This is a genomic window from Floridaenema evergladense BLCC-F167 (assembly GCF_041929205.2).
Lineage (GTDB): Bacteria > Cyanobacteriota > Cyanobacteriia > Cyanobacteriales > Aerosakkonemataceae > Floridanema > Floridanema evergladense.
The window spans coordinates 4,897,016-4,920,327 of sequence record NZ_CM171625.1; the positions used below are offsets into that span (position 1 = coordinate 4,897,016).

The following is a 23,312-nucleotide window of genomic DNA, read 5'->3' on the forward strand; positions in this document are numbered from 1 at the left end:
TGTTAGAAGCCTGGAGTCTCAAACAGAATCCAGACAGAACTCTGAAACGAAGAATGGGAGAAGTGCCAATATGAGATGCAATGTCTCTAAATTCTCTCAATCCATCGCCCTATCCAGTTTAGCCTTTAGCCTTGGGAAAATGACAATTAAAGCATTATCATTATGAGCGAACTGGCAAATCCTGACCCGACATCACCCGATCGTCCAATTAAATTAATTTTGGTAGATGATGAGCCAGTCTTTCGGGCCGGACTGCGCGTAGTTGTAGAACGGTTTCCCGATTTACAAGTAGTTGCAGAAGCTCAGTCGGAAACTGATTTACGGGAAGTTTTGGCGAGTGGGGACACTTCAGTTGATTTAGTCATTTTAGATCTGGAGTTGGGTCGATCGCTACCCCCTGGACAATCTGGACTAGAACTTTGTCAACGATTAAAAACTTTGTACCCTCAGTTACCAATTTTGTTACTCAGTTCGTTTCCAGAACCTTTGTTATTGGAAGCCGCCCGACAAGTGGGCGTGAAAGGTTTTTGTTTCAAGGGAGTAGATGTTTCTGAGTTAGTCAATGCGATTCGCTTGGTAGCCAGGGGTGGAAGTTATGGTTATTTGTCTCCTACTATCGGGCAAGAACCTAGCGTCCAGGCTTCTGAGACGAAAATTAGCTCAAAACTGGGTTTAGTCACTAGTTGGTTTGAGAGGATGCGCCTGTCTGGAACCCGACAAATTGAAGCGGCTTTGGCTGAAGTCAACGAAGAGTTAAAAGATTCTCGCTTGTCGGTTTTGGATCGGGCAATTTTGGCGGGGAGGCGACGAGAGTTATTGGCAGCAAGGCGGTTAGTAAATCGGTTGTTAGCGCCTAAACTACCAGCTACCCCAGCAACGCAGCCAATGAGAAGTCAGGGGGTAGCGTCACAGCCTAGTCGGGAACGGCGGGAACCAAATTCGGCAATAGTGCGGCGAGAGATCGGTTTGTCGGTGGGGCGATCGCAAATTTTTGAAAACGCTTTTGCCAAAATCCAATATGGGTTAAAAAATCTCTCTGGTTCTCCTTTGGAACTTGACATTTTTCGCGAAGAAAAACGGCGGGAATTACTTAATGTTATCTTGCACCAATTGGAAGATATTGTTGATGAATTAAGGTTTTCCCAAGTTCAACTTAGTCAATTACCAGAGAAACGTTTAGTAATTTTGCTGGATTTGTGGCGCTTGTCGGTGACAGAGTTTTTTGGGAAATACTACACGCTACAACTGAGAAATCAAGATTTAGAAGTTGTACAAGTAATTTTGCAAGATGCGGAAGTAGTAGAGTTAGAAATTTTGTCAAAAATTCCCCAGGTAGGTGAGTTATTAGCCCATTTGCTCTTTGATATCCCTTTAATAATTGATGGTATTCCCTATGCAGTGGGAACAGTAGAAGCAATGGTAAGAGCCGAATTGTTATTGCAAAATACAATAATTCAAGTAGCAAATGCAGTTATCCAACCTCTGTTAAATCATTTAGCTGATGTGGAAGAAGTCAAGCAAAGTTTTTATGACTACCGATTAGTTTCGACGAGGCAAATTGAAAAGTTTAGAAATGAATTGTCTTGGAAATATCGAGTGGAAAAATATATAAGTGAGCCAAAGGCAATTTTTGAAAGTCGCTATAATCTGTTAGTTTTGGATGGTTATGGCATCATTAAAGTTTTTATTTATGCGCCTCGTAATTATGAGTTGCAGGAACTTGCGGGAATACCTTATGCGGTGACTTTAACATTAGAAGCTAGAGATGCGATCGCCCCCCGCGTGCAATCGGTTGTTTCTTTAGTTGGTAGAGGTACAATTTATATTTTAACCCAAGTAGTTGGCAGAGGTATCGGTTTGATTGCTAGGGGTATTCTTCAAGGAATTGGTAATGCTTGGGATGAGACAAAGTTTCGTAGAAATGGCGATCGAGGAAAGTAGGCTGACTATTTTTTCAATTCAAATTGAATAAAAACCTACCTAAATAATTGTTGAATTTCTCGCCAAATTAAAAGGAATATTTCTTCAATGAAGAACATGGTGCGATCGACTATCTCTAAAGCTTGTTCTAAAGGATGTTTAATATAACTTGTGGAAGTAGCTTGAATTTCTATACAATCTGAGTTATTATATTCATAATCCTGCTGTTTTTGTAGGTTATTTCTAGTAGTTGTTAAGGAACTTTCAGGAGTTGAAGCAACAGATTCACTTGGAAAATCAGGACTAAAGATAATTGTTTCAGTTAAGTTATTAGCAGTAGTTTTCTTTTGAATAATTACTTTGGAAGTTGGCGATCGAAGTTCCCATTGTTCCAGTTTTGTTTCCAGGGGTAAAGATTCGGAAAATAAGTCTTCCTCTGTCAACCAAAAATCAGTATCGCCCGGTTCTAAATTAAGATTATTAGTATTAACGAGGGTATTTTCTGTTGTTCTAGCACCGAAAAAGTATTCAAAGGCAGCTTTAATTAAAACTTCTATTTTTAATTTTAGATCGGGCGAGTAGTTCGTTTCTTCTGTGAGTGAATCTTGCAACCGAGCTTTAAATAATTGATTGAACTCTTGAGAACGACGTGCTAAAAAATTGGGGACGTTAGCGACAGCTAAACTGCTTGTTTCTATGACGGCGATCGCGCGATCGACTTTTACCAACAAAGATGTATCATTAACTTCGGGTACTTCTACGGATTCTATACCCAATTGATTTTGAGTTCTAAAATTTAACTCTTGCTGACGTTCTTTTAACTCTTGAGTTTTTTGTTTTAACTGCTGCGTTCTGTATTGTAACTCCCGATTTTTTACCTCTTGATGCAATTGTAAAGTCTCTTCTTGAAACAGATTAATTGCACCAGCGACTTTTCCCCTTTGCATCCAAGCCATCAAATTTTGAAAAAGGCGAATTGGCGGTAAAGCATTTTCACCCCTTCCCGGCGGGGGTAAATACATTGTCGGACGCAAAGCATTCTGCACTAAACGTTGATGATGCCAATATTGAGCTAATTCTAAACTAATCTGTTTTTTCAGCTGTTGTTGCTGTTGTCGATCGAGAATATCTAAAATTTGATTTTGCCGATCGATTAATACTAAATGCCGATTTTCTGGTAAAGTAGCTATTCCCTGAATTTCCTGACCATTCAAGCTAGGATTTTCAACCGTTAAAACCTCACTTTTCTCATTACTTACTACCAATTCAGCATCAGAGAGATTCCCAGGTAAAGCGAAAGATTGAACAGTCTCCAATACTTTTTGAATTGGTGTATCAGCGGGGAGAGATTGTAAATTTAGTTGCGGAGTAGTTAAGCCTTGCCAAAAATGTTGTAATTGCTTGCCAGCTAATCTAGCAGATTGAAATAAAAGGTAAATTGGATAAACGAGAATCTGCACCCCCCAGACAGTTGCTACTGTTACCTGTCTAGTAGCACGTTCCGCACGATCTATCCAACGGCGGGTTTGTCGTGATACAAAATTAAATAACCTACTACGATAGCGACCAGCGGAAGATGGCATAGTACGATCACTAGAATTGCGGGATGAGAAACTTCAAAGAAGAGGTTTACTGTTGAACTATTTCCTGTTTAATCTAAAGTATACAGGTTTTGGGGATTGATATCGCTAACTTTTTGCTTTTACCTAGAAATTTTAAGTTAAATTTTACTCAAAGGATGATTGGGATGGAAGATAAGATGGTTAATCAGCAAACTAATTTTGCCAATATTTCTGATTCTCAATCTCAAAGCGAACAGATATTAGTAGCAATAGAAAAGTTACGGCAACTATCACAGGTAGATATTATATCTAATTGGCGGTATTCGCCTACAGAAATTAATTTATCTGATTTAGAAAACTCTAATTTTTGGGAAAATGCGCCTACCGTTGAATTAAATTCTAAAGGTTATGTAATTTGGGAAGCGGGACAAAAGGTTTTGTGGCTGGCGCAAAAATTGGTGATTCCTGAAAGTTTAGCTGGCTATCCTTTAGCAGGATTATCATTACGATTAGCATTAACTTGGTGGGCGGAAGATGTGCAAATTTTTGTCAACCAAAATTTGGTGCAGTCGGGAGATTTATTGGATTACTTTACTAGAGTTTTGTTGAGTAATTCAGTCAATCCAGGTGAAGAAATTATTGTAGCTTTGCGGTTAGTCAGTCCCGGACATGACCGAGGAGCATTAATGCGTGCTGCTTGCGTTTATGAATCGACCCAAACCCAAAATTTAGAGCCAGGTTTTATTGCTGATGAGTTGGCGATCGTCCTGAAAAATTGCGAAACTTTTGCCAGAGATAAGATAAAAGTTTTAGCAAATACGATTTCCCAGATTGATTGGTCGGCACTGCCAAACAAAGAAAAGTTTGATGATTCCCTGGCATTTTTGCGAGAAAGTTTAAAGTCACAAATTCCCGATCGGCAAACTAAAATTTCCCTATTAGGTCATGCTCATTTAGATATGGCATGGTTATGGCCTGTAAGTGAAACTTGGTTAGCGGCGCAAAGAACTTTTACCTCAGTTATAAATTTACAAAAAGACTTTCCCGATTTAATTTTCTGTCACACTTCGCCAGCTTTATACGCTTGGATAGAAATCAATCATCCTGACTTATTTGCTGACATTAAAAAGCAGATAGAAGCAGGGGTTTGGGAAGTAATGGGCGGGATGTGGATTGAACCGGATTTAAATTTGATTTCCGGGGAATCAATTGTGCGGCAAATCCTTTACGGACAGCTTTATTTTCAACAGAAGTTTGGGCAATTGAGCAAAGTCGCTTGGGTACCAGATAGTTTTGGTTTCTGCGCGACTTTACCCCAATTTTTAAAACTTGGAGGAATTGAATATTTTGTCACGCAAAAATTGACTTGGAACGATACAACTAACTTTCCTTATGGTGCTTTTTGGTGGCAATCTCCTGATGGTACAAGAGTTTTTAGTTTTATGTCTGCTTTAATTGGCGAGGGAATTGAACCGATTAAAATGGCAAATTATGCGGTTGATTGGGAGATTAAAACTGGGGTAAAAAATGCCCTTTGGCTACCGGGCGTAGGCGATCATGGAGGAGGGCCAACTCGTGATATGTTGGAAACAGCAAAGCGATGGCAAAAGTCGCCGTTTTTTCCGCAGTTAGAGTTCCAGAAATCCGAAAGTTATTTAGAGAATTTGCGCGAACAGTTACAACAAGAATCCCAATCAATTCCTTACTCATCAATCCCGGTTTGGCAAGATGAATTGTATTTGGAATTTCACCGAGGTTGCTACACAACTCACGCGGATCAAAAGCGATCGAACCGTCGATGCGAGGGGTTGTTGTACGAAGCTGAGTTATGGGCAAGTTTGGCAAGTTTAATTACTGGGGCGGTTTATCCGAAAGCGGAATTAGAAAATGCTTGGAAGCAGGCTTTGTTCAATCAATTTCACGATATTTTACCGGGAACTTCGATTAACCAAGTGTTTGTAGAGGCGAATCAATCTTGGCAGGAAGTGGAGCGAATAGCCGGGGGAATTTTGGAGAATGCTTGGGGAGCGATCGCATCTCAAATCAAATTCCCCGAACCTCCAAAACCTGGAGCTTTACCGATCGTCGTATTTAACTCGCTCAATTGGGAGCGTTCGGAAGTCGTCACCGTTACTTTACCGAGTTCTGAGACGCTGTGGCAGGTTTGCGACTTGGAGGGAACGCCCCTTCCCAGCCAAAATATTGGCACCGAAAATGAGCAAAAAAGGCTAATTTTTGTCGCACATGATCTGCCGTCTGTGGGTTATCGTGGCTTTTGGTTATGTCCTCAGCAAGCTGGAACGCTTGATATTGCGTTAGTTGAGGGAGAAAATTCGGCATTAAGCAATAAAATGTGCAATCATACTATATATATATCAGAAAATGAGGAGCTTAGTCAAAAAGACATTTTGGGAGCAAAAGATAGGGTTTTAGAAAATGAATTTCTCCGGGTAGAAGTGAGTGAGGAAACGGGAAATTTGACGAGAGTTTTTGACAAAGTTAATCAGAGGGAAGTGTTGCGAGAAGGAGAAGGAAATCAACTGCAAGCTTTCCAAGACAGCGGACAATATTGGGATGCTTGGAATATCGATCCGAACTATGGAAAAAATCCGTTACCGTCAGCCCAATTGCGATCGATTGAATGGATAGAAAAGGGAGAGATTAGAAAAAGGTTGCGGGTAATCAGAAAAATTGGGAAATCGGAGTTTGTTCAGGATTATGTGTTGGAAGTGCGATCGCCAATTTTAAAAATCAGTACCAAAGTAGACTGGCAAGAAAGGCAAGTTTTAGTTAAAGCAGCATTTCCCATGAATGTAACAGCAGAAATGGCGACTTACGAGATAGCTTGCGGTGCGATTCAAAGAAGAACCAAACCCCAAGAACCAAGAGAAACAGCAAAATGGGAAGTTCCGGCTTTACGCTGGGCAGATTTAACAGAAAATGACTACGGCGTGAGTTTATTGAATGATTGTAAATACGGCTATGATAGCCAACCAAATCAACTGCGATTAACACTTTTAAGAAGTCCAAATTGGCCTGACCCGGAAGCAGACAAAGGCGAACATGAATTTACTTATGCCCTTTATCCGCATCGGGGAAATTGGAAAAGGGCGCAAACAGTTCGGCGCGGTTACGAATTAAATTTACCTTTACAAGTAATGGTGCTAAACTCTATAAAAGAAAATCCGAATCCAACTTTACCTGCGATCGGTCAATTGTTAGATTTAAACAGTGAAAACTTAATTTTGATGGCGGTGAAACAGGCGGAAGGAAACTCGAACCAATGGGTAATGCGCTGTTATGAATGTCACGGGGAAACAGCAGAATTAAAATTGCAAAGTGACTTAGTGGAGATAGTGCGATCGCTAGATTTATTAGAAAGACAGATTGACTCCCCGGAGAAGTTAGCTGATGGAGAAACTTGGGAAATTTCCCCTTGGAAAATCGCCAGTTTTGCGATCGTAAAAGTAGAAGGGAATAAGAAATGTAAAATCTAGAAAACAAATCAAAAAAATTTATCTACATCTGCGTTCATCTGCGTTCATCTGCGGTTTATCTGCGTTAAAAAAAAGAACTTGCATCCTAACTAGAGATATCAGTGAATCATCTGTGTGAGGTCGTGATAAAATTATTTAGATTTGTAGGAATAGTAGAGATCGAGAAATGAGTAAAAAGGCTAGGGGAAGCATGGGCGATAAAAGCTTAGTGAAGAAAGTGGTGGGATTAGCGATCGTACTTTCCCTAATCATCACCACTTTCGTGGTTGCACCCGCCAATGCTGCAACTAATGCAGAATTCAAAATTCATTGCATGAATCGTGTAATGTATTACGGAAACCTTCGCCGTTCTGAAATTAGCGAAACTGCGGCAAGTAACGCTTGTCAAAATGCGACAACTGCTCCAGAAAGTAGCTACATTAGTAACTGTATGAACGACTTAATGTACAAATCAAATTCTGTAATTAGAGAGAGAATGAATGCCAATGCTGTTGCTTCAGTTTGCCAAAAAGCGACTACCCCAATTATGGTACAAAAAGTTAGTAAATGTATGAAAGATAATATGTATGATGCTAATGGTCATTTAAGAAGAAGCGCCAATGCTAATAGAGCAGCAAAACAATGTACATTTTCTTAAAATTGAAGGTAAATTGCGTTAAAAACTGCTTCGCCCCCACACGAAAAACCTAATAAATCCAAAAATAAGCAATTACCAAAGTCAAAGGCAAACCAAAGCGAAAATGTTCACCAAAAGATAACCGATAACCTTGCTTATTACCCAACTTGAGAGAACGGGCAAATTCTAAATAACTAATCTCGGAAAAAGAACCAACAAAATATTTTAAGTATTTCCACTCAAAGTCGCCACCGAACCTAAATTGCCCTTAAACAAAAAAAGGAAGTGGATTAATTGATAAAGTCCGACATAAACTAATAGTTAAAGGAGTTAAAAGAATCGCAGTTTCTCATCAGGTAGTGAATAGCTGATTTTAACAATTACCCACTACCCACTACCCACTAAGCTGTTACGCATTTAAATCACTTATTAAGATTGCAGGGGAGCAGGGGGGCAGGGGGGCAGGGGAGAGAATTAGACGAATTTTCTTCTGTTTCCAAACAATCCAATTTAAATGCGGAACAGCTACCCACTACCTAATTACTTCTCGAAACTGATTAACAACTTTATCTAAAGCAACTGAATGGGAAGCTTTAAATAAAATTCGATCGCCCGATTGCACTAATTCCTTTAATCGATCTACAATTGCTTGGTGATTAGTAAAACACTCAGAAGGAATACCCACCGCACCATGAGCAATTTCTGCTGTTTCTGGTTCATCCACCAAAATCAACAATCGATCTAAGTTTAATTGCTTGACTTTCTCGCCAACTTGATAATGTAATTGTGCCGATCGATCTCCCAATTCCTTCATCGTTCCCAAAACAGCAATATGCCTTTTTCCCGGTGTTTGGGCTAATAAATCCAACGCCGCCACCATTGATTCTAAACCTGCATTATAAGTCTCATCTAAAATCACTAAATCATTAGGTAAATCGTAACGTTTCGCCCTACCTTCCGGTAATTGTACCGCCAAACCTTGACTAAATTGAGTCAAATCAATTCCCAAAACTTTTGCCACCGCCAAAGCAGCTAAATAATTTTGAGCATTATGACGACCTAATAAAGGTAAAGGTAATTTTACTCCCTCCACCATCATAGTTTGCGAATCAATTAACTTCCCTTGCAAATCCCCCTTTTCCAAACCGTAAGTTACCGTTTTTCCTTGCCACAATCTTTCCGCCGTTGCCATTAATAAATGATTATCTGCATTCAAAATCGCCACACTATCTTTAGGCATTTCTACCAATAATTCACATTTAGCTTCTGCGATCGCTTCCTCAGAACCCAACCTTCCGATATGCGCCGTTCCTACATTAGTAATTACACTGATGCTAGGTTGTGCTATTTTTGACAATAAACTAATCTCCCCCCGCCCCCGCATCGCCATTTCAATCACCGCAAAATCATCTTCTAAACTCACTGTCAATAAAGTTTTTGGTACGCCAATTTCGTTATTATAATTTGCCTGAGTTTTTCGTACTTTTCCCTGAGTTGCCAATACCGCCCCGATCAATTCCTTAGTAGTAGTTTTACCGAATGAACCTGTAACAGCAATTACCGGAATAGTCAACTGATTGCGCCACCATTTAGCGATCGCCTGATAAGCTTCTAAAGTATCTTTAACAACTAATTGTGGTATCCCTTTTCCCAGCTGAGTACCCAGGTATTTCTCTGTCACCACCGCCACAGCACCCTTATCTACAGCCGTTTGTACAAATTCATGCCCATCAAAATTACTACCCCGCAAAGCAACAAACAAATCTCCATACTGAATACTACGAGTATCTGTAGAAACACCATTTATTAAGTAACTATTCTCCGAACCAGCAAAACCTCTTGGTGTAGTAATTAAAACCTCAGATAATTGAGATATACTAATTGAGAAGGGCATGGTAAAAAATCAAACCTCTCTAAAATGTGAATCATAGCCCGTAAATTAACAGAATCTTTAAATAAAATCCAGCTTTTTTCTCAATGTCTTTACTAAAAAGCTGGGTAAGAGTGCTTTGTTTATGTCATCTTAAGTAATGAAATATTTTTCGGGTCATAAAAAACACAAAGGGTAATGACCCCTTGACAGAGTGGACTTTACTTGGAAACCTTTTAAATGTGAAGAATTCGTAAATTAATTTCTGGGTAGAACTCTATGAAACAGTACAGAACAATCAGCCTAACTTAGAGTGATTTACATCACTGGGACTCTTTATAGAGTCTGGCTAGGATCGAAACAAATTATGGAAGGAAATCAAGGGAACTTAAACTTACGGAGCAATGACAGTAAGCATCTACTTTACTCCGAGTGTGCTAAAATTTGGCACTGTGAAACGATCGCACGGATGATTTCCACTCGGAAAACAGGAAATGACTAGTTGATAGGTCATCCCCTTCCACAATGCTTTTTAAAATCTTCATTAAGAGAGATTAATACTTTACGAAAAAGTAGTAATCAGGAAACTAAAACTGTCGTTGCTCGAAAGATATGCCCCCTCAGAAAAGAAAGGGAAAAAAAGTGACTACTTACGAACCGTATACACGCCAGTCCTCTCCGGCGGAACAAAAGTTATACCAACATTGGCTGAAATTAGTACAAGTCGAGCCACCAAACCGCCTCATTGAACGCTTTAAACTTTTGTTCATTGAAGGTGGAACTTATCCTGAAGCAGAAATAATGCAGGCGTTGGATGAGATTGTCAGTTCAAAATACGCCGAGGCACAATTTAAATTTGTACTGAATCGATGTTGCCATATTTTAATAAACCGTTGGCAAATTCATCCACAGCAGCGATCGGCAATTCCCCAACTGATGGGCTGCTTTGAAATTCAGCCTTCTTATCTCGATCGCTCCTTACGCTACAAAGCAGTTAGACGCTTGCGGGAACTAATTAAAAACTTCCTCAAGACGGAACAATACGCCACCCTGCAACGGTTATCCCAAGCAGTCAGTAAAACAGTAGCGCAAAAAATCGAAATCAGAAACACACCCTTAGTCCAGTTAATTAATCGCTACCCTTACTTATACGAGCATTGTTTACTCAGTGAGGATAGCACTTATGAAGACCAACAAGCGATCGGGAGAATGCGAAGCGAAGCACAAAGAAATTATGAAATTGAATTATCGCAATACATCACTCATCAAGTGCGACAAATTCAAATAGCACGCCTGCGACCGGAACAACCTCCCAAACAAATTATTCGCACAATTAACAACCCGACTTTGCTTAACGATCGAGAACTATTTTTTGCAGTCAAACAATATGTTGGCAAAGTTGAAGGTGCCTATAGCTACCATGATTTAGCTCATAGTTTCATCACTCATACTAACAAAACTACTTCTTATAAAGACTTTAAAAAACACCTCTATGCTTATCTAACATCTTCTATAGACCCAAGCTATGGCAAGCGTCAGTTTAATCAGCAATTATATACTTATCTCCAAAATACTCTGCCCCATAATGATTCCCAACCAGTCAGTGAATTTTTAATCATTAGAACCTGTAGCAACTTATTAAACTTTTTGGTAGTTAACAATCATAAACAACCCCAACATTTTCTATTTATTGATTTGATTGCTAATTTAGGCACTACCAAAACAGTGGGTCTACTACTAAAACTTGTATTAATCAGCCGGAAAGTTAAACCTTACTTAGAAAAGCGGTTTTCAATTTTATTTAATCACTATGAATCAAGTATTGGCGATGCAGTAATGTGGCTGATTCAATGTTTAGAAAATTTGAATATTGCCTTGAGCATCCACTTTGGGGGGGTAGACCTTTCTTTTCTAAGTCGATTGAGATGAGCATGGCTGTAAACTCTGCTCTCCTTCATATCTAAAGAAATCATGTTAAAGTACTAGTCGTGAATCAAGTTTGGTAGTAGGCTTTGTTCTTTGTTGCAGAGTATCAGCTTCTGTTTTGGCGGGCTTTTCTCCGAAACCAGGTTCCTGAATTGATTGCATCAGGAGATCTTGCCCTGCCGATTTATCAGTTCTCCAGGTGAACCTAATTAAATTTTCGGCAAAAACCCAAACCGATCGCACCAAGTAGTACCAATCGTAAATACAGGGAGAAGAAAAAATGACCCAAGTCCTCTTAGGTGAAAATGAAGGATTAGAGTCCGCGCTACGTCGATTTAAGCGTCAAGTTTCTCGCGCCGGGATCTTGGCTGATGTCAAAAATCATCGCCATTTTGAAACACCTTTAGAAAAACGCAAACGCAAAGCAGTCGCAGCACGGCGGAAAAGAAGAATGCGTTAAAAGGAAAAGTTTTGAGTAGGGGCAATTCATGAATTGCCCGTACAGAGTTTTCTTGCCCCTAGAACCCCTGGAACTCCCTCAAGAGTGGGAAGTTTCTGCTACAATTTGACGGTTATTGTAGAGATTCATTGCCTTTTCTACTCCCTGTTTCAAACTTAGTTCTACTGCGTCGGCAACTAGTTGAATAACTTCCGACATTAACCCAGTTTCGCTACTAGAAAAACGTCCTAAAACGTGAGAAATCGGGTCTTTGTCTTCTGTGGGAGTTGGTGGTTTACCAATACCGACTCGCAAGCGGGGGAATTTATCTGTGTTTAGGTGGGCGATCGCTGATTTCATCCCATTATGACCACCAGCCGAACCAGACAACCGCAACCTAATCTTCCCCAAAGGTAAATCCATATCATCATAAATCACCAACACCGACTCTGGAGACAGTTTGTACCAATCCGTCACAGCCCGAATCGACTGTCCAGAAAGATTCATATAAGTTAGTGGCTTAAGTAACCGGATTTTTCCTGTTGAGACAGCCAAACCCTCACCAAACAACCCTTGAAACTTGCGATTTTCCGACAAAGTAATTTGCCAACGCTGCGCCAAAGCATCCACCGCCATAAAGCCAATGTTATGCCGCGTTTGTTCATACTTCGTACCCGGATTTCCTAAACCAACAATTAGTTGTGGAATCACGAGAGTAGGTGAATCGGCTGCCGAACTCATAAATGTAAAATACCTTAACTTTTTTGCGTTGTTTCCGAGTTAGCCTTACTCACTTCCTCAGACTTAGCTGGTGCTGCTGACTTCATCGCCGCTTCTAACTGTTGAGCTTCTCGTTGAAACTCCGTTTCAAACTCCTTAGAAGCTTCTTGAAAACCGCGAATCGCTTTACCAAAGCTGCGACCGATTTCTGGTAACTTTTTCGGGCCAAAAACCAATAACGCCACTACTAGAATCACTGCCATTTCCGGCAATCCAACCCCAAATATATTCAAACCTTTACCCTCTCTAACTGCCTCAAATAATTTATAACACTTTGATTTTGTTCCCGCTTGAACAAAAAAACCCGGTCAAGCCGGGAAAGCTGAAAAATTTATCTCACCTCGATCCTAAAAATTACCTACCAAGACTTCTCCAATCTACATTAAAGCTTTCTAGAATCAGCGATGAGTTATAGATTTGCAGAATAATCAACAGAAAAACGAAGAACAGTACCATGAAAACTGCCATTACTGGGGTCGTTCCCCAACCGGGAGCAACTTTACCATACTCCGAGTTTAAAGGTCTAAGTACATCTCCCAACCAAGTTCTTTGTGCCATGTGTCACCTAGTATGAATCTAAAATACTTATACTGTGGCAAGAAAAACGACAACTTTCGCCCATCGTCTAAACTATGAGCTAATTTGGCGCTTTCGTAACGTTCTGTAATATTATAAAGGAATAGTACTCATAATTTATTTTTGATATGGAACCCGCAACAGTTCTTAGCATTTCTATTGGTGTGGTGATTATTGCTATCACCGCTTTGTCTATCTATACAGCTTTCGGGCCTCCGGCAAAGCAACTGAGTGACCCGTTTGAAGATCACGAAGACTAGATGGCTCTCGTACTTGTGGTGGAAAACTCTGGTTTAAGGGGATTGGGGACTGGGATTCCTGATTTTTTCAGTGTTTAATTAACAGGTTTACCGATCGCCATAAGTACGGTAAAGTCAAGGAGGACTTTCATTAATAAGTAGTTTTATTGCTAGATAGTAATTGAAAAGTTAATCTAAATAAGCTAAGAATTATGAGTCTTTAATTAAGCTTATTTAACATGAATGATTAGATAATAAACTTTTATTACGAAAAATCAATTTTACAAAGATATATCTAGTTTAAACAAAGAGTTTTAGGATAGAATGCTCTCGTTACGGCTGAGAACTCTGAATTAGCCCTTCAGAGATTAGCTACAAACAAGGAGACAGATATTCATGGAAACGCTTGCATATTTACATTGTGCTTCCACTTGTGAGGAGATTGCTCCCGTTGAGCCAGTTTTCGGAGAAGATGATGCCTATTTATTTGATGGCCTCATCAACGTTAAAAGACTCTCTAGCTTAGCTCTGTTGGGACTTCTGCCTCTTTCTGTTGCTTTCAGCGTTATGGCTAACCCCACCGCTGCTCAAGCTGGCTCGCATCATCACTACGGTTACTATCCCCACTACAAGCTTTATAAGAAGGTAGTGTTCAAGAAGATTATCTTCAAGAAAGTAGTGTACTACTACAAGAAACACTACAGACACTACTACTACCATTATCCAAAATGCAAAACAGTTTGCTACAAACCCTACTACTATAAGCACTACCGCTCCTCTTGTGGTTATGGTTATTAAGTAGTTGATGTAGCTTGAGAAGCATTAACTAAAACTATTTAGGCTAACCTAAAAGTAACTTGTTTCTACAAGCGAACATACCATTAAGTAAAAAAAGCGTTGCACATTAGAAAGTAATGGCAACGCTTTTATGTTTTTTGGTGGAAAAAATTTTAGAGAATACCTTGTCCACGATGCCGCAGGTCATCTTCCATTGTTAATTTGCCTTGTTCGTCTTCGCTTAAGTTTTGGATTTCTTGAGCGCGTTCTGCGGTTAGTTCTGCTTCTTTCTCTCTTAAATCTCCGGGTTCGTTGATGTACATTTCTGGTTCGATCGCATAATTATTAATCAAACCTTCTTGATCGACGGTATATCCACTGGTAGTATTAATGCTACCGGAATCTGTTTGGTCGTTAGTTCCAGCTTCTGCTTCCCGTCCTTTGCTGGGCGTAGTTTTGAAAGTATCGCCTTCTCTTTCTTGCCGCGCTGCGGTTTCTGCGGGAGTTATATGGGGATCGTAGTTATTGGACTGGACGCGATCGGATGTATCAGTAGTAAAGTGTGGTGTTTTATCTTGCTCATTCATAATCTAACTTCCTCAAAATAAACCTCTGATAATTTCAGGGTAATTGATGGTTTATTTGGGGAGTAACTGTCTAGGGTGAGAAGTTGCGATCGCTTCTGAATCATCCTTTAGACTAGTGGACAATAGTAACAAAAAAGTTTATTTTGTAATAGCTTAATAGTGACCTAACAACTCTGAAACCATTTTAGCATCATTGAGATTAGTATCGCGTAAATCGGCATCATTGAGAACTGCCCCAAACAAATTTGCTTGAGCAAAATTAGCCCAACGCAAAATAGCTAAAGTCAAATTAGCATTTTGAAGATTCGCATTTTTCAAATTAGCACCTTCTAAGTTTGCACTAGTTAAATCAGAATTACTTAAATTGGCTCCAGATAAATTACCGTTATAAATATAAGCATTTATTAATTTAGCTCCGGTTAAATTAGCTCCGGTTAAATTAACCATATTCATCATAGTTTTGCTTAAATCTGCATTGGTAAAGTTAGCCCCAGTTAAATCTGCTTGACTTAAATTAGCTCCTTGTAAATTAGTGTTACTCATGTTAGTTTGCAGCAGTTTAGCTCCCACTAAAGTCGCTGTTACTAAATTTGTTTTTTGAAAATTAGCATTGGATAAATTAGCATTTCTTAAAGTAGCGTCGCCTAAATATGCTGCACTAAAATCGGCATTACTTAAGTTAGCACTCTCCAATTTAGTATTTTCTAAGTCAGCATCATTGAGTTTAGCACCTGATAAATCGGCAGCTCCTAAATTAGCATTTGTTAAATCAGCTTCTCGCAGTACCGCATCTTTTAAAAATGTATTCATCAAGTTAGTATCTCGCAAATCGGTTCCTCTCAGTTTGGCATCGCGCATTCTCGCACCTCGAAAATTAGCCCCTCGCAATTTAGCATCGCGCATCATTACTCCACGCATTTTGGCATTTTTTAAATTAGCTGATTCTAAATAGGCACTTCTGAGAACTGTATTTTGCAATTGTGCTTCTTGGAGGTTCGCATTTTTTAAATTAGCTCCTTCTAACATAGCACCTGCTAAGTTAGCATTACTCAAATCTGCACCTGGAAAATTTCCGCCCCGCAAGTCTATTTTGGTTAAATCGCAATTGGGACAGTTGTTAGTTGTTAATAGTTGTTTAACATGATTGGGGTTAGCAGCTTGTACGGAAGTTGCTAAGAAGATTGAGGTTAAAGAAATTACCAAATTCCCGATGTGTTTTTTCATAAGTACCACTCAATGAATAATAATTAAATACCATGACTTTTGCCAATTACCCAATGTCGGCGGAAAAATTTCGCTAAAGCTGATTCTTCTAATGATAGAAAAATTGGACGACCGTGAGGACAGGTGCGGGGATTGCGGGTGCGCTGCCATTGTTCTATTAATGTTTGCATTTCTGGTAAAGTTAGGGGCGTACCGTTGCGAATTGCGCTGCGACAAGCTACGGCAACTTGTGCTGTTTGTAAGTCTCCTCCTAAGCTTAATTCTCTTAGGGCATCTGCACAATCTTCTCTTTGGGAAAGTAATGCTGGGGCGCTACGAATTGCCCAGATTTGTTCGCCAAATATCTCTATTTCTAACCCGATGCGTTGTATTTGTTCCAATTGTTGCGGGGAAAGTTGATTGAGAATTACTGGAGGTTCTAAGGGTATGATTTGCCAATGTTCGCAGATTTGTTCGTATAATACTCGTTCGTGAGCAATATGTTGTTCTACTAACCATAATCCGGCGGGATGTTCTGCTACTATGTAGGTGTTATTGACTTGGGCAACTGCCCGAAGTTCCATTAAGTTTATTTCACTTTTTTTTGTTGTTTGTGGTTGGATGGTTCGATCGATCTTATAACTAGCTTTTTCCTCAGCAGCAGTAAGTAATTTTCCGAGTCTTTGGTTATGAGAAGTTTCAGAAATATTGTTAGGGTTAAGATTTAATGCTTGTTCGATCGCACTTAATATCTGTTTCTGTAAATGACTAATACTATGCAAATAAATTTCTGCTTTTGCTGGGTGACGATTCCAATCTATTTGATGGGGGGCAATTTTTAAGTGTAAGAAACAGACAGGAAAGCGATCGCGTGGTAAAGTTCGAGCAAAAGCTGTGAAAATAGTTTGTTCTAATTCTGAGGATTTAATAATTCTGCCATTAGTTGCCACTTTCACCCAATCTGGACGGCGACGGTGACATCTATCTGGTAAACCTAAAACTAATTCTAAATATTCAGCTTGGCTAATTTCTCCTGGTGTCAATTTTTCCAATTCTGCTAATAATTCTACTTTTAAATGTTGCAAGTCTCCTAATTTTAAATCGCGGATAATTTGGGGTAAAATGTCTTGTGCAGTGGTTCCGGGACTAATGGTAAACCAGGGTCGATCGCTTTGTTCGACTTGCCAAGTAATGTGGGGATGACAGATAGCAATTTGGTGAATTGTTGCTTGTAGCGATCGCATTTGTTGAGCAGGAGTTGGTAAACCTTGACGACGCACAGGCCAATTACCGAATAAATTAGAAACAGTGACTATGGTTCCGGGCGCAATAGCGATCGCTTCTTCGATTACAGGTTCTCCTGAATTATCATATAAAATGCGCCATCCTTCAGGATTGTTGAGCGATCGACTAGCAATTTCTAATTCTGATAATTGCGCCAAACTGTGTAAAGCTTCTCCCCGAAAACCTAAAGTAGTAATCTTCCATAAATCATCATAATCATGAATTTTACTAGTGCTATGGGCGGTTGCTGCTAAACGCAAATTATCTAAATTCATCCCACAACCATTATCCGCTACTCGGACTCGCCAAAGTTCTGCCCAAACAGATATGACAATTCTTGTTGCACCTGCATCTAAAGAATTTTCTACTAATTCCCGTACAACTGCGGCTAAAGAATCAATAACTTCGCCAGCAGCAATTAAATTTACAACTTCTTTAGGTAAACTTTGAATAGGGGAAGATGCCATAAAATAAAATTTAAGCGAAAATAAGATTAATCTATTGCTGAGTAAATCGGTGATAATCAGGGTGAGTAGACTATCTTACAACAAAAAGCAATATAGAGTTTTATTAAAAGCGTTGTTAATTAATTAAGTATAAAAGCATTGGCTAATTAAAAGTAGGCTCTCAAAAGCAAAGTAAATCTAAAATCGAAAATCTGCAAGCTCTACCTAAAGAACGATCGTTGTATCGATCTCCCTGAAGAAAGATTAATTCAGCAAGACACTTAGCTAAATTTTTAACAGATGTAGTTGAGGAAATAAACATGGAAAATAACCTGGAAAATTTGTCAGACAAGATGCACGACGCGCAAGAAACCGTTAAAGAAAAGCTGTCTGATGATATTAAATACTCTGGTGACAAAGTTTCTGAAGCAATTTTAAATGCTAAAGAAAAAATGCCTAACATTACTCCTACTCCCGCTGGAATGAAAGCTCAGTCTTCGGCTAACGATCTGAAATCTCGTTTAGAATGGGGCGAACCAGCATTTACTATTTTGGACGTGCGCGATCGCGAAAGTTTCAACAACGGTCATATCATGGGAGCTATGCCCATGCCGATGGAACAATTGTCCCAAGGTATTGAACCTTCTCCTTCTTTAGCACTCAACCGCGATATTTACATTTACGCTGACAGCGACGATCGAACCTCTGAAGCTGCCAGTCAACTTCGCAACTCTGGCTTTGCCAACGTCTCCGAACTCAAAGGCGGTTTAGAAGCTTGGAAAGCGATCGGTGGCCCAACCGAAGGCGTGGTTGAATCGATGTCTCCTCCAAGTGCAGGTGACTACAACGTAATTAGCCGCCTCTCTGAGTCAGCCAACCAGTAATTATTTAGTTTTAAGAAACTAGTGAGAACCCCACCCCCGCCAAAGCTACGCTTTGTCTACCCTCCTGCCGTAAACGGGGAGGGGATTAAGGGGAGGGGTTCCTCGTTCCCAGGTTGAACCTGGGAACGAGGATCTAGGAGGTTCTACCTCCTAGAGTGCAAGATCTGAGGGAAGGGAACAGATTTGTCCCGCTAATAGTTGGTAGCCCTCTTCACTTCATTTTTTGCCAAGTTAGATACAAAAGCACGAAATCTTACTTATGTAAATACTTTTGCTATAAAAATTTGCAATATCAGAAATATGTTGTTACATTGCAAGTATTGTCAATGAAGATGTAATACGCTATGAGCCGAATTTTGGATTTGATTCCCAATCCGACACCGTTACGGGAGCAATGTTTGGTATATGATTTAAAAGCTCGCCTTGACTGGGGAGAACCAGCTTTAACGATTATTGACGTGCGCGATCGCAACCAGTTCAATAGCAGCCACATTTTAGGTGCTGTTCCCATGCCTTTGCACCAACTAGTAGAACGCGCCCTCGCCAGCTTAGAACTCAACCGCGACATCTATATATATGGTGAGACTGACGAGGAAAGCGCGATCGCCGCAGGCAAACTGCGTGCAGCCGGATATGTAAACGTCTCGCAAATTAGAGGTGGCTTACCCGCATGGAAAGCTGTAGGATATCCGATCGAAGCCATTCCCTTTCCCGGCAGCTTCTACCTATAAAAATTCCCAATAGCAATAATTTCTCTAGGAAACATCAAAAAACTTTTAAGCCCGGTAAACACCGGGCTTTTGATTTGATTTACAGCATTTAAATTTTGAATCTTAAATTTTGAATTGCTGAGTCTAAAAACCCATAGCTCTATAACTTTTAGCTTCTAATTCCAACATAGCATCAATCATTTGTTTGGCATTATAAAGTGATTGTCCCATGTTGCTCACTCTAACACCATATTGAATCCCTTCATATTTCCATTGCAGCCACATTTCGCTTTTTCTTTTAAACGGCCTAAGATAAATGGGAATTGCGTGATAAGTAGTAACAGGAGTTGATTTAATCATTGCTATAGCTCTCGCTCCTTGACGTTTAAGAAAGTTCTTATGATTAACGAGTAGCTTGCACCCCAATGTTTTGCTTGTTTTCACTGTAGTTGACTCATTCATCTATACCTATATATTTAACAATCATTTTGATTTGGTAAATCTATCTTAAGTCCCTAAATAAAAGAGTTTTAGCTCTTTCTACAGACAGAAAGTAGGGGAAATTTATGAATTACTACTGTAGGGGAAATTCATGAATTTCCCCTACAGATACTTTAACGTGCATAATACATTGGCAAAGTTACAGTAACAGTTGTTCCAATTCCTACTTCACTTTCTACTGCTATTTTGCCTTTGTGTAATTCCACACACTGTTTAACAACGGATAAACCTAGTCCAATTCCTTCTACATTACCAACATTGCTACCTCGATAAAACCACTCGAAAATATGAGATCGATCGCCTGCGGGAATACCAATACCGGAATCTTTGATGCGGAGAATTAATCCTTTACCTTCAGTAATTAAATCAAATTGGATTTCGCTACTGTCAGGAGAATAGTTAATAGCGTTAGAGAGGAGATTTACCAAAATATACCGCAGTAACTTTTTGTCCAAGCAGACGTTACTATACTCGCAGTTGACAGAGAAATTAATTGTGGGTGTTTTCTCTTCACAAAATGGCGTTTGGGCGATCAGTTTTTGGCAGAATTGTTCTATATTTAGTATGGATGGGTTAACTTGTAATTTTCCCACTTCTGCTTCACTGATTAGCATCAAATCATCGAACAACTGGTTAATATACTTAACGCTTTTTTGTAAGTTTTGCAGTTGTTTATTTCTTTTTTCTTGACTCCAGTTTTGCGAATAGTTTGTCAAAATTTCGGCGGAAGCGTAAATGTTCGCTAAAGGTGTGCGAATTTCTTGGGAAACTATGGAGATTAACCGCGCTTTCATTACATGAAGTTGTTTTTGTTTAGTCAGTGCTTTGTTAATCTCTAAGGCTATTTGCTTATGTTTACTAATGTCTCTGAAAGTAACTACAACTGCATTACCTTCTATTAGGGAATCATCTGCTAACGGAGCGATCGTATATTCGTAATCAGCTACTCCGTTAATTCCATACAAAGTGAATTCATCTGTAATGCTGACTTTTGTTGATGCAACTGTTTCTATTTGTCTGTCAAACTTTTCGACTATTTCTGGAGAAAACCCTAAATTTTGAATTGTTTTCCCAACTATTTCTGTTGCTGCTAAACCAAAAATTTTGGCAGCGGCTGGACTGGCATAGAGGTATTTTCCAGTTTCGTCAATTAAGCAAATTTTAGCGGGCGAAGCGCTGAGAATTCGATCGAGCATTCGCCACTGTTTTTCCATTTCTTCGGCTTGTTTGCGTTGGGAAATATCTTGAAGTTGCCAACGCAATCCAATTACGTGACTGTAAGAGTTTAGTATGGGTACACCAATACAAGCGGCTGGTAATGGTTGTTTATTTCTCGGTTGAATTTCTAATTCCCATTCTTGAGTTGTTTTGTTGCTTTGTAACTTAATTAATTTATTGTGAAAGTTGCGCCGTTCTACTTCTGATAAGAATACGATTAACGGTTTGCCGATTAATCGATCGCACCTCACCCCCAATAACTTTGCTGCGGCTTGATTAGCTTCCGTAATTACTGCGGCAACATCTGTTACTAAGTAAGCATGAGGGGTAAAATCAAACAAATCTTGATATCTCTGGCGTTCCCCTTCCAACAACATTTGGTTGACAGCTAACTGGTCATTTTTCAGGTGCATTTCCTCCAATGTACACTGCAATTCTTGTAAAGTATTACCAAGTTCATGCAAACTTTCCTTCAGCAATAACTTTTCGGTTTGAAAACTTGTTTCTTCGGCAAATACCTGCCAAGCTGGGTTGCTTTTGCTAGGAAGCTGTTCCGTTTTTTGCCAAAGTTCCTCTAGTTTTTGAATTGCGGCTTCCAGCTGAGTATCAAAGATATCTTCCATGATCTATTTTAAATCTTTTGTTAAATGAGATAGTAGAATGCCTGAAAAAAACTTGCTGGATTATTGGTCACAAAACTATCTTAATTAAATGATGCGGTAATTTTCCGAATCATTGGAATTAATTTATAAATTTCTCGGTAGTGTTTTCCTATCATTAATTTAGACATGGTTTCTTCTATCTTAAGGCATAGATTAAAACATTTTAATTTCTTTTTTTCGTAGCGATCGCCAACGCTAAAAAAGTTAATTAACTCAGTTTAAAAAGAAATTAACCCATATCGGTTTCTAAATCATTATTTTCGGCGGTTGCTTCCAAATTATCAATATTCAGGAGTTGATTTTCGCCTTCTACGAGCACTCGACGGATGACATCGGCTCTTGCGTCTGCTTCCTGTGCTCGTTCTGCAAAACGATTGGCTACGATCGAATGGTTTTGCTCTTTAGCTCGTTGTGCGAGTTTTCTTGATAAACCTGATTGCTCTTTTAGTGCCCGCAATGCTACCCAAAGTGCTTGTTCCAATGCGTCTGATTGTTCGGCGAACAAACTGTCTGGGGAAAAAGCGTGTCCGGTGCGACAGCGAAACCGCATAAAGTTGCCGTTATTGATTTCCCACAAAACGCCACCGCATTCTGGACAAGAATAAGGAGATTCCCTTCCGGGACGTTCTTGGCTTTGTACAGCTTCCTTATCTAACTCTGCCATATCAGTTTCTATTTCTAAGTCAGGATCGACTGAGTGGTTTTGTATTTCTACTGATTCGCCAGCTAAATCAACTAATTTTTTGCTAATTTCAGCGATCGATAATACATAATCTACTTCGACATTTTCGATCGCACTTCCAGGCATTCCATCATAAAGCGCTTCTTCTGGATCTTGCGCGATCGCTATTCCACCCAGTTTTTTTACTACCAACAAACCTGCTGTCCCATCATCCAAGGAACCAGACAATATTACCCCTACTACTCTATTAGTATATGCTTGTGCTGCCGAACGAAATAGCGGATCGACGGCTGGGCGGTGTCGGTTTTCTTTCGGCCCATGAGCTAAATTAATATATCCTGGTTTAATTAATAAATGTAAGTCTGGAGGCGCAACATAGACTTTTCCATGTAAAATTTTCTCTCCGTCTTTGGGATGAATTGCAGGTAGATGACCGCGACGTTGGAGAATTTGTGGCAAAACGCTTTTACTGTGAGCCGCAATATGAATAACTACAAAAATTGCTGCTGGAATATCTGCTGGTAAGCTGCGAACTAATTGAGTTGCTGCTTCTACACCACCTGCCGAAGCTCCAATAACTATAATGTCATGTCCTAGCATTTATTTTTATTTTAATTAATCGGGATTTTTACCCTGTATTATGTCAAATAGGATAAGATAAATAATTTAGTATTTACATTAAACTTTATAAAAATTCATATAAAAATTTTACATAATTGATTTGTTTTATCACTTAATATTTTAATGTATAAATTCTTTTTTTTTTTTTGAAAATTTTATAGTTATGGTTTAATTGTAAGTATCTTTTCTTTTCCTCGTTACTTAACTTTTTGTAGCATTTACTACCTAAATTGATTGTAAAGATTGTAGGTTACTGGTTGAGGAAAAGTAAAATTTGTTAAATCCATAATTACGGTTACAAAAAATTTAGAA

At 39.3% G+C, this 23,312-nt stretch carries 20 protein-coding genes; 9 read left to right on the plus strand and 11 right to left on the minus strand.

Annotation, left to right across the window (positions count from 1 at the left end):
• The first annotated feature begins 162 nt into the window (after window positions 1-162).
• Window positions 163-1,941, plus strand: coding sequence for a DUF3685 domain-containing protein (locus ACE1CA_RS23945; RefSeq protein WP_413280880.1), 1,779 nt, complete (start codon window positions 163-165; stop codon window positions 1,939-1,941).
• Window positions 1,942-1,976: 35 nt separating this feature from the next.
• On the opposite strand, the gene ACE1CA_RS23950 is transcribed toward ACE1CA_RS23945, so the two are convergent.
• Window positions 1,977-3,503 carry a hypothetical protein gene (locus ACE1CA_RS23950; protein ID WP_413280879.1) on the minus strand — a complete coding sequence of 509 codons (1,527 nt, stop codon included), beginning with the start codon at window positions 3,501-3,503 and terminating at the stop codon, window positions 1,977-1,979.
• 164 nt (window positions 3,504-3,667) lie between these two features.
• Here ACE1CA_RS23950 and ACE1CA_RS23955 point away from each other — a divergent pair, with 164 nt between their 5' ends.
• Both ACE1CA_RS23955 and ACE1CA_RS23960 read left to right on the plus strand, forming a co-directional pair.
• Window positions 3,668-6,979: an alpha-mannosidase gene (locus ACE1CA_RS23955; RefSeq protein ID WP_413280878.1), complete on the plus strand. Its 3,312-nt coding sequence runs from the start codon at window positions 3,668-3,670 to the stop codon at window positions 6,977-6,979.
• Between the two features lie 166 nt (window positions 6,980-7,145).
• Window positions 7,146-7,616, plus strand: coding sequence for a hypothetical protein (locus ACE1CA_RS23960; protein ID WP_486517506.1), 471 nt, complete (start codon window positions 7,146-7,148; stop codon window positions 7,614-7,616).
• Between the two features lie 511 nt (window positions 7,617-8,127).
• On the opposite strand, the gene ACE1CA_RS23965 is transcribed toward ACE1CA_RS23960, so the two are convergent.
• Complete coding sequence (locus ACE1CA_RS23965; RefSeq protein WP_413280875.1) at window positions 8,128-9,489, minus strand: UDP-N-acetylmuramoyl-tripeptide--D-alanyl-D-alanine ligase; 1,362 nt, start codon at window positions 9,487-9,489, stop codon at window positions 8,128-8,130.
• Window positions 9,490-10,107: 618 nt separating this feature from the next.
• Here ACE1CA_RS23965 and ACE1CA_RS23970 point away from each other — a divergent pair.
• Entirely contained in the window at window positions 10,108-11,394 is a 1,287-nt protein-coding gene (locus ACE1CA_RS23970) for a hypothetical protein (protein ID WP_413280874.1), read from the plus strand.
• 277 nt (window positions 11,395-11,671) lie between these two features.
• Entirely contained in the window at window positions 11,672-11,851 is a 180-nt protein-coding gene (gene rpsU, locus ACE1CA_RS23975) for a 30S ribosomal protein S21 (protein WP_073592868.1), read from the plus strand.
• A gap of 78 nt (window positions 11,852-11,929) precedes the next feature.
• Here rpsU and pth read toward each other — a convergent pair whose 3' ends face one another.
• From pth to psbH, 3 genes are all read right to left on the minus strand, one after another.
• A complete protein-coding gene (gene pth, locus ACE1CA_RS23980) occupies window positions 11,930-12,571 on the minus strand; it encodes an aminoacyl-tRNA hydrolase (RefSeq protein WP_413280873.1) in 642 nt (213 codons plus the stop codon).
• 14 nt (window positions 12,572-12,585) lie between these two features.
• Complete coding sequence (locus ACE1CA_RS23985; RefSeq protein ID WP_413280872.1) at window positions 12,586-12,843, minus strand: TatA/E family twin arginine-targeting protein translocase; 258 nt, start codon at window positions 12,841-12,843, stop codon at window positions 12,586-12,588.
• A gap of 121 nt (window positions 12,844-12,964) precedes the next feature.
• Window positions 12,965-13,168, minus strand: a complete 204-nt coding sequence (gene psbH, locus ACE1CA_RS23990) for a photosystem II reaction center phosphoprotein PsbH (RefSeq protein WP_413280871.1) — start codon at window positions 13,166-13,168, stop codon at window positions 12,965-12,967.
• A 146-nt stretch (window positions 13,169-13,314) separates the two neighbouring features.
• Here psbH and psbN point away from each other — a divergent pair, with 146 nt between their 5' ends.
• Both psbN and ACE1CA_RS24000 read left to right on the plus strand, forming a co-directional pair.
• Complete coding sequence (psbN, locus tag ACE1CA_RS23995; RefSeq protein ID WP_193983017.1) at window positions 13,315-13,446, plus strand: photosystem II reaction center protein PsbN; 132 nt, start codon at window positions 13,315-13,317, stop codon at window positions 13,444-13,446.
• A 375-nt stretch (window positions 13,447-13,821) separates the two neighbouring features.
• Entirely contained in the window at window positions 13,822-14,223 is a 402-nt protein-coding gene (locus ACE1CA_RS24000; RefSeq protein WP_413280870.1) for a hypothetical protein, read from the plus strand.
• A gap of 152 nt (window positions 14,224-14,375) precedes the next feature.
• On the opposite strand, the gene ACE1CA_RS24005 is transcribed toward ACE1CA_RS24000, so the two are convergent.
• The 3 genes from ACE1CA_RS24005 to mutL form a co-directional block, all read right to left on the minus strand.
• On the minus strand, window positions 14,376-14,789 hold the full coding sequence (locus ACE1CA_RS24005) for a hypothetical protein (RefSeq protein ID WP_413280869.1): 414 nt from the start codon (window positions 14,787-14,789) through the stop codon (window positions 14,376-14,378).
• Between the two features lie 153 nt (window positions 14,790-14,942).
• Window positions 14,943-16,013, minus strand: a complete 1,071-nt coding sequence (locus ACE1CA_RS24010; RefSeq protein WP_413280868.1) for a pentapeptide repeat-containing protein — start codon at window positions 16,011-16,013, stop codon at window positions 14,943-14,945.
• 23 nt (window positions 16,014-16,036) lie between these two features.
• Window positions 16,037-17,743: a DNA mismatch repair endonuclease MutL gene (gene mutL, locus ACE1CA_RS24015; protein ID WP_413280867.1), complete on the minus strand. Its 1,707-nt coding sequence runs from the start codon at window positions 17,741-17,743 to the stop codon at window positions 16,037-16,039.
• 431 nt (window positions 17,744-18,174) lie between these two features.
• Between mutL and ACE1CA_RS24020 the strand changes: the two genes are divergently transcribed.
• Complete coding sequence (locus ACE1CA_RS24020) at window positions 18,175-18,606, plus strand: rhodanese-like domain-containing protein (RefSeq protein ID WP_459563703.1); 432 nt, start codon at window positions 18,175-18,177, stop codon at window positions 18,604-18,606.
• A 344-nt stretch (window positions 18,607-18,950) separates the two neighbouring features.
• Window positions 18,951-19,337 carry a rhodanese-like domain-containing protein gene (locus ACE1CA_RS24025; protein WP_413280865.1) on the plus strand — a complete coding sequence of 129 codons (387 nt, stop codon included), beginning with the start codon at window positions 18,951-18,953 and terminating at the stop codon, window positions 19,335-19,337.
• Between the two features lie 123 nt (window positions 19,338-19,460).
• Here the strand turns inward: ACE1CA_RS24025 and ACE1CA_RS24030 are convergent, their stop codons facing one another.
• From ACE1CA_RS24030 to ACE1CA_RS24040, 3 genes are all read right to left on the minus strand, one after another.
• Window positions 19,461-19,778, minus strand: a complete 318-nt coding sequence (locus ACE1CA_RS24030; RefSeq protein ID WP_413280864.1) for a hypothetical protein — start codon at window positions 19,776-19,778, stop codon at window positions 19,461-19,463.
• A 152-nt stretch (window positions 19,779-19,930) separates the two neighbouring features.
• Entirely contained in the window at window positions 19,931-21,658 is a 1,728-nt protein-coding gene (locus tag ACE1CA_RS24035; RefSeq protein WP_413280863.1) for a sensor histidine kinase, read from the minus strand.
• 268 nt (window positions 21,659-21,926) lie between these two features.
• Window positions 21,927-22,979 (minus strand): chemotaxis protein CheB, encoded by a 1,053-nt coding sequence (locus ACE1CA_RS24040; RefSeq protein WP_486517507.1) that lies wholly within the window; start codon window positions 22,977-22,979, stop codon window positions 21,927-21,929.
• Window positions 22,980-23,312 lie beyond the last annotated feature (333 nt).

Bases quoted from the DNA above. Each gene is read 5' to 3' on its own strand.
- ACE1CA_RS24020 (WP_459563703.1), top strand. From the start codon at position 18,175: ATGCCTAACATTACTCCTACTCCCGCTGGAATGAAAGCTCAGTCTTCG.
- ACE1CA_RS23955 (WP_413280878.1), top strand. From the start codon at position 3,668: ATGGAAGATAAGATGGTTAATCAGCAAACTAATTTTGCCAATATTTCT.
- psbH (WP_413280871.1), bottom strand. From the start codon at position 13,168: ATGGCACAAAGAACTTGGTTGGGAGATGTACTTAGACCTTTAAACTCG.
- ACE1CA_RS24025 (WP_413280865.1), top strand. From the start codon at position 18,951: ATGAGCCGAATTTTGGATTTGATTCCCAATCCGACACCGTTACGGGAG.
- ACE1CA_RS23950 (WP_413280879.1), bottom strand. From the start codon at position 3,503: ATGCCATCTTCCGCTGGTCGCTATCGTAGTAGGTTATTTAATTTTGTA.
- ACE1CA_RS24030 (WP_413280864.1), bottom strand. From the start codon at position 19,778: ATGAATGAGTCAACTACAGTGAAAACAAGCAAAACATTGGGGTGCAAG.
- ACE1CA_RS23965 (WP_413280875.1), bottom strand. From the start codon at position 9,489: ATGCCCTTCTCAATTAGTATATCTCAATTATCTGAGGTTTTAATTACT.
- ACE1CA_RS24000 (WP_413280870.1), top strand. From the start codon at position 13,822: ATGGAAACGCTTGCATATTTACATTGTGCTTCCACTTGTGAGGAGATT.
- ACE1CA_RS24040 (WP_486517507.1), bottom strand. From the start codon at position 22,979: ATGCTAGGACATGACATTATAGTTATTGGAGCTTCGGCAGGTGGTGTA.
- psbN (WP_193983017.1), top strand. From the start codon at position 13,315: ATGGAACCCGCAACAGTTCTTAGCATTTCTATTGGTGTGGTGATTATT.
- ACE1CA_RS23945 (WP_413280880.1), top strand. From the start codon at position 163: ATGAGCGAACTGGCAAATCCTGACCCGACATCACCCGATCGTCCAATT.
- ACE1CA_RS23960 (WP_486517506.1), top strand. From the start codon at position 7,146: ATGAGTAAAAAGGCTAGGGGAAGCATGGGCGATAAAAGCTTAGTGAAG.
- pth (WP_413280873.1), bottom strand. From the start codon at position 12,571: ATGAGTTCGGCAGCCGATTCACCTACTCTCGTGATTCCACAACTAATT.
- ACE1CA_RS24035 (WP_413280863.1), bottom strand. From the start codon at position 21,658: ATGGAAGATATCTTTGATACTCAGCTGGAAGCCGCAATTCAAAAACTA.
- mutL (WP_413280867.1), bottom strand. From the start codon at position 17,743: ATGGCATCTTCCCCTATTCAAAGTTTACCTAAAGAAGTTGTAAATTTA.
- ACE1CA_RS24005 (WP_413280869.1), bottom strand. From the start codon at position 14,789: ATGAATGAGCAAGATAAAACACCACACTTTACTACTGATACATCCGAT.
- ACE1CA_RS24010 (WP_413280868.1), bottom strand. From the start codon at position 16,013: ATGAAAAAACACATCGGGAATTTGGTAATTTCTTTAACCTCAATCTTC.
- rpsU (WP_073592868.1), top strand. From the start codon at position 11,672: ATGACCCAAGTCCTCTTAGGTGAAAATGAAGGATTAGAGTCCGCGCTA.